Origin of the sequence: Beduinella massiliensis, assembly GCF_900199405.1 — a bacterium.
Lineage (GTDB): Bacteria > Bacillota > Clostridia > Christensenellales > Aristaeellaceae > Beduinella > Beduinella massiliensis.
Map to the genome: position 1 here is coordinate 2190561 of NZ_LT963430.1, position 15157 is coordinate 2205717.

At 56.1% G+C, this 15157-nt stretch carries 12 protein-coding genes; 5 read left to right on the top strand and 7 right to left on the bottom strand.

The window, feature by feature from the left end; translation table 11 throughout:
• Positions 1-151 precede the first annotated feature (151 nt).
• Genes C1725_RS10700 through C1725_RS10710 form a run of 3 tightly spaced genes read left to right on the top strand, consistent with a single transcriptional unit; the run spans position 152 to position 2609 of the window.
• Positions 152-985 carry a deoxyribonuclease IV gene (locus C1725_RS10700; RefSeq protein WP_102411596.1) on the top strand — a complete coding sequence of 278 codons (834 nt, stop codon included), beginning with the start codon at positions 152-154 and terminating at the stop codon, positions 983-985.
• Complete coding sequence (locus C1725_RS10705; protein ID WP_346026579.1) at positions 982-1692, top strand: DNA alkylation repair protein; 711 nt, start codon at positions 982-984, stop codon at positions 1690-1692. Before C1725_RS10700 ends, C1725_RS10705 begins: the two co-directional genes overlap by 4 nt.
• Complete coding sequence (locus C1725_RS10710; protein WP_102411598.1) at positions 1689-2609, top strand: 2-dehydropantoate 2-reductase; 921 nt, start codon at positions 1689-1691, stop codon at positions 2607-2609. Before C1725_RS10705 ends, C1725_RS10710 begins: the two co-directional genes overlap by 4 nt.
• Positions 2610-2845: 236 nt before the next feature.
• Here C1725_RS10710 and C1725_RS10715 read toward each other — a convergent pair whose 3' ends face one another.
• From C1725_RS10715 to C1725_RS10730, 4 genes are all read right to left on the bottom strand, one after another.
• A complete protein-coding gene (locus tag C1725_RS10715) occupies positions 2846-4108 on the bottom strand; it encodes an ABC transporter permease subunit (RefSeq protein ID WP_346026580.1) in 1263 nt (420 codons plus the stop codon).
• Positions 4101-5966: an ABC transporter permease subunit gene (locus C1725_RS19370; protein WP_346026581.1), complete on the bottom strand. Its 1866-nt coding sequence runs from the start codon at positions 5964-5966 to the stop codon at positions 4101-4103. Before C1725_RS19370 ends, C1725_RS10715 begins: the two co-directional genes overlap by 8 nt.
• On the bottom strand, positions 5959-7563 hold the full coding sequence (locus C1725_RS10725; protein ID WP_102411599.1) for an ATP-binding cassette domain-containing protein: 1605 nt from the start codon (positions 7561-7563) through the stop codon (positions 5959-5961). Before C1725_RS10725 ends, C1725_RS19370 begins: the two co-directional genes overlap by 8 nt.
• 97 nt (positions 7564-7660) lie before the next feature.
• A complete protein-coding gene (locus C1725_RS10730; protein WP_102411600.1) occupies positions 7661-8785 on the bottom strand; it encodes a DUF3798 domain-containing protein in 1125 nt (374 codons plus the stop codon).
• 383 nt (positions 8786-9168) lie between these two features.
• Between C1725_RS10730 and C1725_RS10735 the strand changes: the two genes are divergently transcribed.
• Positions 9169-9606 carry a GtrA family protein gene (locus C1725_RS10735; protein WP_102411601.1) on the top strand — a complete coding sequence of 146 codons (438 nt, stop codon included), beginning with the start codon at positions 9169-9171 and terminating at the stop codon, positions 9604-9606.
• Between the two features lie 8 nt (positions 9607-9614).
• Positions 9615-10463 (top strand): LCP family glycopolymer transferase, encoded by an 849-nt coding sequence (locus tag C1725_RS10740; RefSeq protein WP_102411602.1) that lies wholly within the window; start codon positions 9615-9617, stop codon positions 10461-10463.
• 180 nt (positions 10464-10643) lie between these two features.
• Here C1725_RS10740 and C1725_RS10745 read toward each other — a convergent pair whose 3' ends face one another.
• The 3 genes from C1725_RS10745 to ppdK all read right to left on the bottom strand — a co-directional run bounded on the left by C1725_RS10745 (position 10644) and on the right by ppdK (position 15031).
• Positions 10644-11735 carry a tyrosine-type recombinase/integrase gene (locus tag C1725_RS10745; protein WP_102411603.1) on the bottom strand — a complete coding sequence of 364 codons (1092 nt, stop codon included), beginning with the start codon at positions 11733-11735 and terminating at the stop codon, positions 10644-10646.
• Positions 11736-11857: 122 nt separating this feature from the next.
• Positions 11858-12313: a ribonuclease HI gene (gene rnhA / locus C1725_RS10750; RefSeq protein ID WP_102411604.1), complete on the bottom strand. Its 456-nt coding sequence runs from the start codon at positions 12311-12313 to the stop codon at positions 11858-11860.
• Positions 12314-12394: 81 nt separating this feature from the next.
• A complete protein-coding gene (ppdK, locus tag C1725_RS10755) occupies positions 12395-15031 on the bottom strand; it encodes a pyruvate, phosphate dikinase (protein ID WP_102411605.1) in 2637 nt (878 codons plus the stop codon).
• Positions 15032-15157: the final 126 nt, after the last annotated feature.

A 15157-nucleotide genomic window follows, 5' to 3' on the forward strand; every position in this document is an offset into this window, starting at 1 on the left:
ATGGAAAATATGGTACAATAAAGCCTGATAAAAGGGACGGCTGCTCCTTGCACTCGTTTTTCGCCGAATCAAAAACCTGATCGCCCAGCGCAGAACGCGTAGACGTGATCCGCTCCCGACCTGTCTCGCGCCTGAATCAAAAGGAGGAAATATGCTGCATATTGGATGTCACCTTTCGGCCGCAAAAGGTTTTGAAGCGATGGGGCGTCAAGCCGTCGCCATCGATGCGGATACCTTTCAGTTTTTTACCCGAAACCCGCGCGGTGGAAATGCTAAAGCGATCGATCTGGACGACGTGCAAAATTTACGGCAAATCCTGCGCACGCACGAATTTCCCGTTATACTGGCCCATGCCCCCTATACGCTCAACGGCTGTTCTGCGGATGAAAGCATCCGCGCCTTTGCCACGCGCACGATGCGCGAGGATCTCGATCGGCTGGAATACCTGCCGGGCAATTTGTATAACTTCCATCCGGGCTCGCATGTCGGGCAGGGGGTGGAACGCGGCATCGAGCTGATCTGCCAGATGCTCGACGAGGTGCCGCTGGAGGACCTGCATACGACCGTCTTATTGGAAACGATGGCCGGAAAGGGCAGCGAGGTAGGCAGAACTTTCGAGGAAATTCGCGCGATCATCGACGGCGCACGCCACGGAGAGCTGCTCGGCGTATGCCTGGATACCTGCCATGTCTACGACGCCGGATACGACATCGTGGGCGATCTGGATGGCGTGCTGCGGCGCTTTGACGAGGTGATCGGCCTTGACAGGCTCCGGGCAGTCCATCTGAACGACAGCAAAAACCCCTTTGAGAGCCATAAGGACCGTCACGAAAAAATCGGGCAGGGCAGCATCGGCCTGGACGCGTTCGTCCGCATCGTCAATCATCCGCGCCTATGTCATCTACCGTTTTATCTCGAAACGCCCAACGAATTGGACGGCTACGCAGCGGAAATCGCGTTGCTGCGCGCACATTACGCACCATGAAATACGATGGCGAAAGCCTGCATCGCTGGGTCTTGGCACATGCAGAGCCTTCTTATCAGGCGTTTTCCGCTTCTCTGCTGCCAAACGTACCGGATTTGCTCGGTGTGCGTCTGCCTGTGCTCAGACGCCTTGCGCGCGTACTGGCGAAAGAGGACGCTGCGTATTACGTCTCGAAAATTTCCAACGCTTCCTTCGAGGAACGAATGCTGCGCGGGATGGTAATCGGCTACGCAAACGCAGAAGAAGAAACGCGCTGGCGCTGGGTTGACGTTTACCTGCCCGTCATCGACAACTGGTCTATCTGCGACAGCTTCTGTGCTACGCTTGCCGGACGAATGGGTGAGGAGGAAGCTCGCCGTGCATGGCCGCGCGTAAAAGCTTATTCCGCAAGCGAGCAGCCTTTTACGGCCCGTTTCGGCGTGGTGATGATGATCGACATGTATATGCGCCCGGAATCGATCGATGACGTGCTCTGCGCGCTTCCCGGCGTGCGGTGCGAGGCGTACTATGCTCGAATGGCTGTCGCCTGGGCTTTAGCGACGGCATGGGGTTATTTCCCGGCTAAAACCCGGCATTGCATGCAGGAAGCAGCATTCGATCCATGGGTTATAGAAAAGGCGGCTCAAAAGATGATCGAGTCACGGCGCGTCACAGCTTCGGACAAAGCGGAAATTCGCAGAACCTATCGCAGGAGGAATCGGTCATGAAATCCATTCAAACCGTCACGGTTGTCGGCTTAGGAGCGCTGGGCATTCTCTTTGCATATCAGCTTTCGCGCGCCTTGCCCAAGTCCGACCTGCGCATTTTAGCCGATGAAGCGCGCATCGCCCGTTACAGGCGGGAGGGGGTTTTCTGCAACGGACATCCCTGTGATTTCCAATATGTCGCTCCATCGGATCCCTGCGCGCCGGCCGATCTTTTGCTCTTCACCGTCAAGCAGGGCGGCCTGAAGGCTGCGATCGACATCGCCGCCGCTCACGTAGGTCCCGATACGATTCTCCTCTCAGCGCTCAACGGCATCTCCAGCGAGCGGGAAATCGCGGAGCGTTACGGCAAAGAGCGCGTGCTCTATTGCGTCGCGCAGGGAATGGACGCCGTCAAGAAAGGAAACCGTCTAACCTATGCGCATCCCGGGCTCCTGTGCTTCGGCGAAGAAACCCCCGGTGTCGTCAGCGATCGCATGCAAAAGGTATCGGATTTCTTTAGGTCGGTCGGTATCGCACATGAGGCGGTCGAAGATATGCTGCACAGGCAGTGGGGAAAACTGATGCTGAACGTAGGCGTCAATCAGACCGTCGCTGTCTTCAGGGGAAATTACGGCACGATTCAAGTTCCCGGAGAGGCGCGGGAACTGATGATCGCGGCGATGCGCGAGGTAATGGCGCTCGCCCCCTACGAGGGCATACGTCTGACGGAGGAAGACCTCTCCTATTGGCTGAGCTTATTGGATACCCTTGCGCCGGAAGGAAAGCCGTCAATGGCGCAGGACATTGAGGCCGGCCGCGACACAGAGGTCGAGCTTTTTTCCGGAACGGTATGCCGTCTTTCGCAGTTGCATGGTCTGCACGCGCCCATTAACGAACGTCTGTATCGCACGATACGGGAGATGGAGAAGACAAAGTGAAAAGGAACTATGAAAGAGGGGCTGCATGAGGACAAAAACGTGGTGTCCGCCGCCCGAATACACCGGGCGGCAAGTGTATTCAGAAGAATGACTACGTCGTGTTCACACGACAATATTTAATTGAAAATACAAAACCGCTTGGGGCACCCCTTTTTATGTAGGGGTACCCCAAGCGTTCTCTTTTTAGATCCTCCATAGCCGCATACCCTAACAAGGAAATGGGGAAGAGGCCAGGATTATGAAGCCTTCGCCTCTCTGATAGCGTTTGCGGGCCTTTTACGCTGCGCGCCGCTCCATGCGTGCATGACGAGCGCTACAGCGATGACGCCATAGGAGATGAAGACGCGGAAATACTCGCCGATCGCAGCGTTGCCGAATACATTTTTGCCTGCATCCGGCGCTACGATAAAGAGCAGGTGAAACAGAATACAGCCGAGCAGCGCCTGCGCGTTCGTCGCGCGCACGATCGACGCGCCGCCAACCAGAATCGCAGCGCCTGCATACAGGCCGACCTGCTCATGCGCGCCATACGTTTGCAAGCTGCCCATGTTTTGCACGAAGATGAGCTGTCCCCAGCCTGCCAGGATCGTCGAAATAATGATCGCGATGATCCGGATGCGGTTGACGTTAATGCCCGAGGCGTTTGCTACCGCGCCGCTTTGGCCGACCGCGCGGAACTGTTGTCCAAGCCTCGTCCGCATGATGATGACGTTGAACAGACAAAGAACGGCGACCAGTCCAAATGTAGCCATCGGGACGTTCACCTTGGAGAACAGGGCCTTCATCGCCGGGATTTGAATGAGCAGGCAGGCAGCAGCAGGGAAAGCGAGGCATACACAAAGGCGTTTCGCATCCCGATTGCCGGAAAGCAAATACCTTACGACGCAATACACCGCTATCACGGCCATGAATACGTACAGCGCCTGTTCAAAGGGGAGCTTCCACAGGCCGTCCAGTGCGTACTTAAGCCCGCCTTCACGGGAAAGATCCATCGTGTTAGCGACGCCCACCGAGCCTTTGATGACCAACGATGGGTTCTTTAGAGGGATCAGATTGCCGAAAACGAACAGGAAAAGAAGCTGATACAGTCCATTGGCGAAGTAGCCGAGGATCATCGAGCCGATCATTTCCTGCCCTTTCATCTTGTTGAGCAGCTTGCCGATCAAAAAACCAAACAGGCCCGCGATCGGCACGGTCATCAGTGCCGCAACGAGAAAACCCCAAATACCAGGAATGCCCCATTCGAGCACCCATAGCAGGGCGATTTGCGCGCCCATCGCACCGATTGTGATCGCGAAGTTGATGCCCATGCCCGCGACGATCGGAATAATCAGCGCGAGCACCAGAAAGGCGTTGCGCGATAACCGGCTGAACAGCTCAAACATGACGTGGGAGGGAGCCATTCCCGACAGGAACATGCACACCGCACAAAGCAGTACGAACATCACCGTTACCGCGTTTTCGCGCAGGAAGTCTGAAAAAAGCTTGCGGTCACGCACGTGAAGCACCTCCTGACTTTGTCAGCGCATATAGGATGATGCCGTTAGAAATCAGGATACGCAGCGTCTCCGAGATCGTGCTCTGCGGCACGAGCACGTTGGCGACCGGCATGCCCAGCGTCAGAACCCCCTGAAACAGGAATGTGCCAAGGATGACGTGGCTGATACGCGCTCGTGAAGTGCTGGCCCCGCCGATCAGGATGGCGGACGCCGCAACGAAACCGAGCTGGCGGGGCGCTTGATAGAGCTGCATAAAGCCATAGCTTTGGCTGTATACGATGATCCCCACCGCACCGAGCATCGTCGACAGCATCGTGCCAATGATGCGCATCCGATCGACGTTGATGCCAGTCGCCTCCGCGAAACGCGGGTTATTGCCTGCCGCGCTCATGGCGATGCCCGTCTTAGAGCGCATGAACAGCCACATAAGCAGGCAGCACAGCCCCATAAACAAAAGCAGGCCCGTAGGAATCGTTACGCCGAAGATTTTAAAGGAAAGAAAGTCGTTCAGCAGGTGGCGATAGGAGGACTTGAGGCTCAGCGTAACGCGCAGCCCGTCGCCCAGCGGCCACTTGAGTTCCGGTGAGTTAAAGGGGAGCACCAGCCAGCCGATGCACATGAGGGATACGATCGAGTAGCCGACGTAGGTCGTGACTGCCATCTCGTTTCCCTTGAGCCTGTTGAGCAACAGCGCGTACAGGAAACCCAGCACCGCTGAAATCACCAGACCGACGGCGACCGCAAAGATAAATCCTATCCAACCGCTGAGTCCCCACTCAATGCAGAGCAGGCCTCCCAGCAGACCGCCGATAATGCCCAGCGGCAGTCCCAGGTTCAAGCTGATGCCGCACTGTATGCCCGGCAGCATCGCAAGCACGAGCACGCTGTTCATGCCCATTCGGACGATGGTATTCCCGAGCAGCGCCGGAAGCGACAGGTCGTACAGCACAGCCAGAAGGCAAAGGAGCACGAAGAACATGCCGATGATGAGACGGGGGAGACCGAGTTTCCTGACGAGCGGCTGATAGAAAAGCACCAGCAGCGCCAGAATAACGAGTCCAATCGCAACCGTAATCAGGTTCATGCCGTTCCGCATGATAAAGTATTGCGCGCTGTTGTGCTGCGTGCCGGAAGCCGCCAAAAAGCGGTCGTACTGCGTTTCAAAACTGTCGCCCGCGCTGTAGGTAATCGCCGTCACGGTGGGCTTCAGCGTATCAAGGATCTCGTCGTCCAATTCCGGGAAGATCATCTTCAGATTCGCTTTGAGCGCCTCGTATCTTTCATCTACGACGCCCTGCAAGCGAAGCATTTCCTCGCTCGCAGTAAATCCCGAGAGATCGACGGTCCTTTCGGTGGAGATCGTATCGATTTCAGTTTCCGAGTCAGCTGCGACCTCTTCCTCCGCCGTCGCAGCGAGCTCGTCGGCGTGCTGTTCGATGTAAAGAGCCTGCGCCGCGGACTGTTCGATGAAATAATCGCGCTGGGCCTGCGAAAGCGCCTCGATTGCGTTCTTGATTTCGGTGGTATCGAGCGCGGAGATGTCCACGGAATCAAACTGCGCCTTTGCGCGCGCTTCTTCTTCCGCCTTTGCGGACGCCTCGCGTACCGCGGACATCCCGCCGCCTTCAGCTTTGACCTTCGCCGCCGCTTCTGCCTTCGCAGCTTTAACGTATGCCTCCGTAGCGCCCGCGCCCGCAGTATTCAGCACCGACTGCAAACGCATGGTGGTCAGCATATTCTGTCCGGCTGAACCGCTTCGGATCGTCAGACCGTACCCGCCCGTGCAGATGAGCACAAGCGCGGCCACCACGAGGATGGAAGCGGCGATCTTCTGCGCGGGGGTTGCCTTTTTAAGCATGACCGTCAGCTCCTTTCTCCGGTTTGATGCCCGACATCGCCAGACCGAAATCCGCGTCGGAGCTATCCGGTGGCAGAACGTCCACCACCTTGCCTTCCGCCACGATGGCGATGCGGTCGCAGATCGAACGAAGCTCAAGCAGCTCCGACGAAACCATGACGACCGTCATACCCATCTCGCGATTGAGCTTGACAAGCGTTTCGAGGACGAGCTTCTTTGCGCCGATATCGATGCCTCGTGTGGGCTCGGACACGAATAACAGCTTGGGGTTCATCGTCAGCGCACGCGCAATACACACCTTCTGCTGATTTCCGCCGGAAAGCGTGCCGGTGTGCTGCAGGGGAGAGGTACAGCGAATGTCCAGCTCTTGAATCATGCGTTTGGCGTGCTCCCGAATTTTTCGGCCGTTTTTGAAGTGCATGCCCGCGACGCTGGTCAAAAAATCGCCGTTGATCTGCATGGCGTTGAAGACGATGTTGTCCTCGATGGACTCATCCAGAAGCAGCCCGACGCCGCGCCGGTCCTCCGATACCATCGCCAACCCGCTTTGCAGGGCTTTGCGCGCATTATTCAGTTCCATCGGGTTTCCGTAGAGCTCTACCTCGCCCGCAGCCGGATAAACACCCATAATGCCATTGGGGATGCCGACTTTTCCCTGTCCAGCCAGACCGCCGATGCCGAGAATTTCTCCTTCCCGCACGTTCAGCGTCACGTCCGATACCTCTTCGCCCGGCATATCTACGCTCAGACGGCGAATAGAGAGCGCGACACGCGCGTCCGGGTCGGGCTGCTTCGGCTCCGCCTTGACCATCGCCTCGCCCTTGCGCCCGATCATCAGCTCTGCCAGTTCGACGATGGTGGTATCCTTCGATTCTCGCGCGGTGACGAGCTGACCGTCGCGCAGGATGGTAATAGAGTTGGACGCTGCGATCACCTCGTCCAGCCGGTGGGTGATGAAGATGATCGCAATCCCCTGCGCAGCAATCTTTTTCATGACCGAAATGAGCTGTTCCGCTTCGCTTTCCGTCAGCACGGCGGTCGGCTCGTCAAACACGAGCAGTTTTACGCCCGTCTTGTCGATCTCACGGGCAATTTCGACGAACTGCATATAGCCGACCGGCAGGCCGTTGACCAGCGTGTATTCATCGATTCCCATGCCCACGCTGTCCAGCGCGCTGCGGGCGTCCACAGCCATCGCCTTCATATCGAGCTGTTCCAGATTCCTTCCGAACACCCGGCTGAGCACGCCGGGCCTGGAAATCTCGCGGTTCAGCTTGATATTTTCCGTAATCGTAAAACCCGGAAGCAGCATGAATTCCTGATGGACCATGCCGATACCCTTGAGCATGGCGTCGTGTGGGGAAGAGATGGTCACCTTTTCGCCATCCAGATAGACCTCGCCTTCAAACCCGCCGGTGTCGTGAATGACGGGCATGCCAAAGAGCACGTTCATCAGCGTGCTCTTGCCCGCGCCGTTTTCACCGAGCAGCGCATGAATCTCGCCGGGACGAATGCGGACGGTTACATCCGACAGCACGGTGTTCTCGCCGTAGCGCTTGGTGATGCCCTTCATTTCCAGTACGTATTCTGCACCCAACTAGGTGTCCCTCCTCTAAGGAAGGCCGACCCGCCTCAACGCCTGAGTGAAGCGGGTCGGCCCTCTTTGCCGGAATCAATCCGTTTTGAATGATGGATCAGAGATAATCCGCGAAATCAACCGGCGCGAGCAGGATCGTATAGTAGTTGTCGAAGGTCGTTCCTTCCGCGTTGGTGTAATTGTCGATCTTCGCGCCTTCCATCTTCTGATTGAACAGGTTTTTGAGGGCGTCTCCGTCGTTGCGGGTGGTGATGTCGCCATTGATGAAAGCCTTCGCATACTCAACGCCGATGTCGATGACGGTCATCGCGACAGGGGACGGCCACGTGGAATAACGGCCCACAGCGTTGTAATCCTGCAGCTTGGCCGCAATCTGCCGCAGCGCGTCCTCGTCGTCGCCGCCGATCTTCAGCTGGTCGAGGCCGAGGGTCGCCGGGAAAGCGTGATAGGGGCTCGGGCAGCAGGGCTGCGGATAGTAGGCGTTTGCCTGGGTCAGGATCGCGGTCTGGAGCGCTTCCTGCATGCCGCAGTTGGTGGTGAAGAAGGCGACCTTCTTGCCGGCATACTTCTCCATCTGTGCGGGCACGTCCTCGAGGATGAACTGCTGGGAAGCAGAGGCACCTGCCTCAGCGGTCGGATCGGGCGCGGTCACGTCAACCAGCTCGATGCCCAGAGCCTCCGCATTCTGCTTGAGCAGTTCGTGGCGGCCGACGATCAGTTCCATCGCCATGTGGCGGGGGAAGGAGTAGTGTACGAGCACGTCGATGCCCCATTCAGAGCACTTTTCCATGATGGTATCGCCCTGCATGACCTCGTCCGCGTACATGACGATGTCGGCGGCAGCGGAGATGACAGCCGGATCCTCCTGCGGCGTGCCCGCGATCGTTAGAATGTCGTCGCGGCCCATCTCCTTCAGCTTGTCGAAACCGGCTTTCGCGCCGGGAACAGCCTGGCACATTACGATCGCCTTGACATCCGGGTCGGAACCGAAAGCCACGATTTTGGCAACGGTCGTCTCCATCTCGGCCATAAAGCTGTCGGGGTATGTGTCCGTGACGATGTGCTCGGGGTCGGCGGCCTGCGCACGCTCAGCAGCGCGGAACTCTTCTTCACCCTGAGAAGTCGTGCCCGTCAAAATCGCGATCTTGTAATCTGCAAGGGCGCTGGCGCAGACGCCAAGCAGCATCGCGGCGGTGAGGAGCATACAGAGCAGCTTTTTCATGTGGTTTCCTCCTTCAATCTTTGGTCAACCGACCATCTATGGTACCCGCAGAGGGGTTCCCAACAGGAGAAATGCCACGGAAGCTATACATTTTTAGACATCCGCGGCTCCAGAAGCGAGAGAAGTAATTTTCAGCCGATCGCTTCCGGGGTGCATTTTTTGTGTCCAGACCATAAAGATATACAATTTTGATTGAATGTTTTTATGATACCGTATGAGGAAAAGAATGTCAAGCAAAATTTGCATTTTCCTCGTATGCATTATGCATTTAAAAATGAAATCCCAGACGGTTTTGACAGGACGGTGGAGATATGATATACTTTATAAGTTCGTATATGCTGGAATTGTCAATCTAGTTTGAGAAGAAAGAGGAATTGCACGCAATGGAAACCATTCAAAAGTATGTGGATAAGGTAAAGAAAGATCCGGAACTCATCCGCTATATTATTATCGGTGTTTGCACGACGCTCGTAAACTATGTCGTATACTTTTGCTTTACGCGGGTAATTACGCTGCATTCCATGTTGGCGAACGGAATCGCCTGGACTGTTGCAGTGCTTTTTGCTTATGTCGCCAATAAGCTTTACGTCTTTCGTTCCCAAACAAACAGCTTTGCCGAACTGATCGTTGAATTTTTCAACTTCGTTTTGATGCGTGTGCTGTCCTTTGGCGCCGAAGAAGCGTTGCTCTGGATCTTTGTCGTAAAGCTTGGCGTTTGGGACCTGGGCGTAAAGCTCGTCGCGCAGGTTATTGTCATTGTGCTCAACTATATATTCTCGAAACTCTTTATTTTTAAGGGTGCAAAGCAAAAAAAGGAGTGAGTCCGGATATGAAGAACATTCGCGGAAGTCGTGCCTTGGCATTGCTTCTATGTCTTCTCCTGCTGCCGCTGAGTGTGCTGGCTGCGGATGACTACCCGGTCAAAATCGATAAAAAGGATCTGTCTCAGGCAGCGAGCGTTCCAAAGTCTATGCAGACGATCGCGCTCTTCCTTCTCGACAGCGAAGAATCCAGCGATGTGGAGACGGTTTTACTCGCCAGCATCGATAAAAGCAGCGGTCGAGCCTGTATGACGGACATTCGCACCGATATTTTAGCGGAAATTCCGCAAGTTGGATATATTCCGCTTGCAAAAGCTTACGCCTATGGCGGACCCAATCTAATGATGAAGTCGATCAACGAACTGCTGGAGATGAACGTAAACAGCTATGTTACGCTGGACGTTAGCAGCTTCGCACAGATTGCCGACAGCGTAGGCGGCATGCAGATGCCGCTCAACGCTGAAGAAGCTGCGGCGCTGGGCCTTTCTGAAGGCCAGCAGACGCTTACCGGTAAACAGGCGATCGCGTACATGCGCCTGAAAGGAAACAATATCGACGGGAAAAGCCGCCAGTATAAGTCCATCATGCAGATTCTTTATCAGGGCACGCGCGACAAAAACCCGATTTCCCTGATGGGGCTCGCGCAAAAGCTCATGAGCACGATGCAAACCAATTTGGGAATTATGGATATGATTACGCTCGCCACGAAGGTCATGGGCGGATCACAGCGCGATGAGCTCATGCTTCCCGGCACAGCAGCTCTTCTCGAAGGCAGGTTTGAGGATACGACCGTATACGAAACCGACTGGGCCGCCATGCGGCAGGAATTACACGCCTTTCTGTTCCCGCAAAATTAAAGCGGCTCTATCAAAAATGGACCGCTCAAAGGAAAATAGACAGAGAAATAAAACACCCTCGTGTTGTAGAATGAAGGCAATCAAAACTGCAACAGGAGGGTCGTTTCATGTCCAGATCATACACAAATGAAGGGAAAGGGATACACATACCATCAGATTTCGGCTTAAGCAATATTCGTTTCAATCGTGGGTATCGTCGGGTTCACGCAGCTGCGTGTGTTCTGCCGCGGAGCGCCTGCGATCCTCGAGCATGGCCGCATAATGCCGTCGTGTCGTATTGACGTCCGAATGGCCCAATACGTCGGCGACGAGGTAAATATCCTGCGTCGCGCGATACAGGTTGGTGCCGTACGTGCTGCGCAGTTTATGCGGGCTGATTTTCTTTTTCAGCGGCGCAGCAATGGCAGCATACTTTTTGACGAGGTTCTCGACTGCGCGCTGCGTGATGCGGCGGCGCTGTATGGAGAGAAAGAAAGCGTTTTCGTGACCCGGCAGCGCTTCTATTTGCTCGCGCTCCGACAGATAATCCTGCAGCGCCTGTGAAACCTCGTCGGACAGATAAAGCATGACCTCGGCGCCGCCTTTTCGCGTCACGATAAAGGCGTTTTGCGTAAAGTCGAAGTCGTCAATGTTCAGTCCGACGCATTCGCTCACACGGATACCTGTCCCTAAAAAGAGGCTCAGCATCGCTAGATCGCGTTTTCGCGTGATCTGGTGGAATTTTTGCTGGCGTGCCGTCAGATTTTCGCCCTTTTCGGCCTCGTCTAGAATGCGGGCTACCTCGTCGAGTTCCAAGCGAATAATCGCCTTTTCATGACGTTTGGGCAGCGGTACCAGTTCGGCGGGGTTTCCGGGAATACGGCCATCCGCATATAGATACTTGAAAAACGAACGCAGCGATGAAAGCTTGCGCATCTTGCCGCATTCGGCATTCTCGAGTTCACGCGAGGACACGTTTCCGTCCTCGTCGATGTCATTTTTATAGTAAAGCGTCAGGTATTGGCCGTAGCGCTCAATATCGGCTTTGGTGATCTTGCGAAGGTCTTCGTCGTCGAAGGAGAGGACGTCCTTGCCGCCAAATTTTCGAACTTCCGCAGAAAGGTATTGGAAGAAGATGCGAAGGTCATATGCGTAAGCAAGGCGTGTAAGCGTACCCGTCTGCGACTCTATAGCGATAAAGTAATCCAGGCAGCACTGGGGCAGCTCGCGTTCGAGCTTGCGAAGACTTTCCGTGCGCATGCGCGCCGTTTGCTTTTGATAATCGTTGGGCATATTTAACACCTGGTTCTGCGAATTTGTGAAACCAGTATATCATAATCGAGGAAGAAGGTCAATGTCTTCGCAAAAGAAGGCTTTTGCGAAGTGTTTTCAGTCTCACTTCCCCGAGCTAAAAACTACGGTTTTATCGCCGCCTTGGCGTTTTGCTTGATCTGACCGGTCGCCAGTTCGTCACAGCGGTTGTTGAAAGCGTTGTCCGCATGCCCCTTGACCTTATGAATTGTAACTTCATGATCCTGCATGAGCGTTAGCAGCCACTTCCACAGGTCCTGATTTTCGACCGGCTTTTTGCTGGCGTTTTTCCAGCCGTTGCGTTTCCAATTTTCAATCCAATGCTGATTGAATGCATTGACAAAGTAGGCGGAATCCGAATAGATCGAAACCCTACAGGGCTGTTTGAGCGCCAGAAGGCCTTGAATGACGGCGAAGACCTCCATCCGGTTATTCGTGGTATCCGGCATAAAGCCGGACATCTCCTTCCGGTGATCCCCGTAGATCAGGACCGTTCCCCAACCTCCCGGTCCGGGATTGCCGGAACAGGCGCCGTCCGTATACATGGTAATTTCTTTCATTGCCGCACGCTCCTGATGATCCTCGAAAAAAGACCCGCTTCGCCCCAAAGCGAAGCGGGTCCAGATACTTTATCGCAAGTCTTACTTTTCGTTCTTTTCCATGATCGCAGCGTGCGCAGCCGCCAGACGGGCGATCGGCACACGGTACGGCGAGCAGGAAACGTAGTTCAGGCCAACCTTGTGGCAGAACATGACGGAAGACGGATCGCCGCCGTGCTCGCCGCAGATGCCCAGCTTGATGTCCGGGCGGGTCTTGCGGCCCAGGTCAGCAGCCAGCTGCACGAGCTTGCCTACGCCGTTCTGATCCAGACGGGCGAAGGGATCGGACTCGAAGATCTTCTTATCGTAGTAAGCGTCCAGGAACTTGCCCGCGTCATCGCGCGAGAAGCCGAACGTCATCTGCGTCAGATCGTTGGTGCCGAAGGAGAAGAATTCCGCTTCCTTGGCGATTTCGTCCGCGGTGACAGCCGCACGCGGAATCTCGATCATGGTACCGATCTTGTAATCGAGCTTTACGCCCTTCTCGGTCATGACCTGCTCTGCGGTCTCCACGACGATCTTCTTGACGTAGGCCAACTCCTTGACCTCGCCAACCAACGGAATCATGATCTCGGGATGGATCTCGATGCCGTCTTCCTGAGAAACCTCGATCGCAGCCTCGATGACCGCACGGGTCTGCATCTCAGCGATTTCCGGGTAGGTCACGGCCAGACGGCAGCCACGGTGACCCATCATCGGGTTGAACTCGTGCAGCGCGTCGATCTTGGATACGATGGCTTCGGAGGTGGTGTTCAGCTCCTTGGCGATCGCCGCGATCTCCTCGGTCATATTCTTCTGGGGCAGGAACTCGTGGAGCGGCGGGTCGAGGTAGCGAACGGTCATGGGACGCCCCTGCAGCGCCTTGTACATGGCCTTAAAGTCGCCCTTCTGCATCGGCAGAATCTTCGCCAGCGCGACGCGGCGCTGATCCTCGGTCTCGGCCAGGATCATCTCGCGGACAGCCGCGATGCGGTCCGCTTCAAAGAACATATGCTCGGTGCGGCACAGGCCGATGCCTTCAGCGCCGAACTTGACGGCAACCTCGGTATCGCGCGGATTGTCCGCGTTGGTGCGAACCTGCAGCTTGCGCGCTTCGTCCGCCCAAGCCATGAGCGTCGCAAAATCACCAGAAACAGAGGCCTCAACGGTCTTGATGGCTTCGCCGTAGACGTTGCCGGTGGAGCCGTCGATGGACATCCAGTCGCCTTCCTTGAAGACCTTGTCGCCGATCGTAGCGGTCTTAGCCTCTTCATCCACCTTCAGCGCGCCGCAGCCGGCTACGCAGCAGGTGCCCATGCCACGGGCCACGACGGCCGCGTGGGACGTCATGCCGCCGCGGGCGGTCAGGATGCCCTGGGAATGCGCCATGCCCTCGATATCCTCCGGAGAGGTCTCCAGACGAACCAGAACGACCTTCTGGCCGGACTGAGCGGCGGCGGTAGCCTCGGCAGCGGTGAAGTACACCTGGCCGCAGGCGGCTCCCGGAGAAGCGGCCAGACCGGTGGCAATCGCCTTGGCGGCCTTCAGAGCGGAAGCGTCGAACTGCGGATGCAGCAGCGCGTCCAGCTGCTTGGGCTCAACCTTGAGCACGGCCTCTTCCTTGGTGAGCATGCCCTCGTTCACGAGATCGACGGCGATCTTCAGCGCAGCCGCGGCGGTGCGCTTGCCGTTACGGGTCTGCAGCATGTACAGCTTGCCGCGCTCGATCGTGTATTCCATGTCCTGCATGTCACGGTAGTGCTTTTCCAGCGTATCCGCGATCTTCGCGAACTGCTCGTACACTTCCGGCATGACGTTCTTCAGGGTGGAGATCTCCTGCGGCGTGCGGATGCCCGCGACGACGTCCTCGCCCTGCGCGTTGATCAGGTACTCGCCGTAGAGCTTGTTTTCGCCGGTTGAAGGATTGCGGGTGAACGCAACGCCCGTGCCGGAGGTATCACCCATGTTGCCGAAGACCATCGACTGCACGTTGACTGCGGTTCCCCAGTCGCTGGGAATGTCGTTCATGCGGCGATAGTAGATAGCGCGCGGATTATCCCAGGAGCGGAAGACGGCCTTGATGGCCTCCATCAGCTGAACCTTCGGATCCTGCGGGAAGTCTTCGCCCTTTTCTTCCTTGTAGATCGCCTTGAACTTCTCGGTAACTTCCTTCATGTCCTCGGCGTTCAGGTCGGTATCGTACTTGGCGCCCTTCGCTTCCTTGATGGCGTCCAGAACGCGCTCGAACTTGGACTTCGGGATCTCCATCACGACGTCGGAGAACATCTGGATGAAGCGGCGGTAGGAGTCGTAAGCAAAGCGCTCGTTCTCGGTCAGCTTCGCCAGGCCCTTGACGGCCACGTCGTTCAGACCGAGGTTGAGGATGGTATCCATCATGCCAGGCATGGAAGCACGGGCACCGGAACGGACGGATACAAGGAAGGGATTATCCAGATCGCCGAACTTCTTGCCGCAGATTTCTTCCGTCGTGGCAAGCGCCTCGTAGATCTGCGCTACGATGTCGTCGCCGATGGTTTTGTTGTCCTGGTAGTAGCGCGTGCAGGCTTCCGTCGTCACGGTGAAGCCCTGCGGCACCGGCAGGCCCAGAGACGTCATTTCAGCGAGGTTGGCGCCCTTGCCGCCCAGCAGATTGCGCATGCTGGCGTTTCCCTCTTTGAACAGGTATACGTACTTCGTCATGCCTAGTCCTCCTTGTTCAAAAGAACATTAGTAAGAAGCGGCGCAAAGAAAAATGTGCCGCTACCTTGCAACAGAAATAATAAGCCACGACATGGCTCACATAGGAATTATACTATAAACACCCGA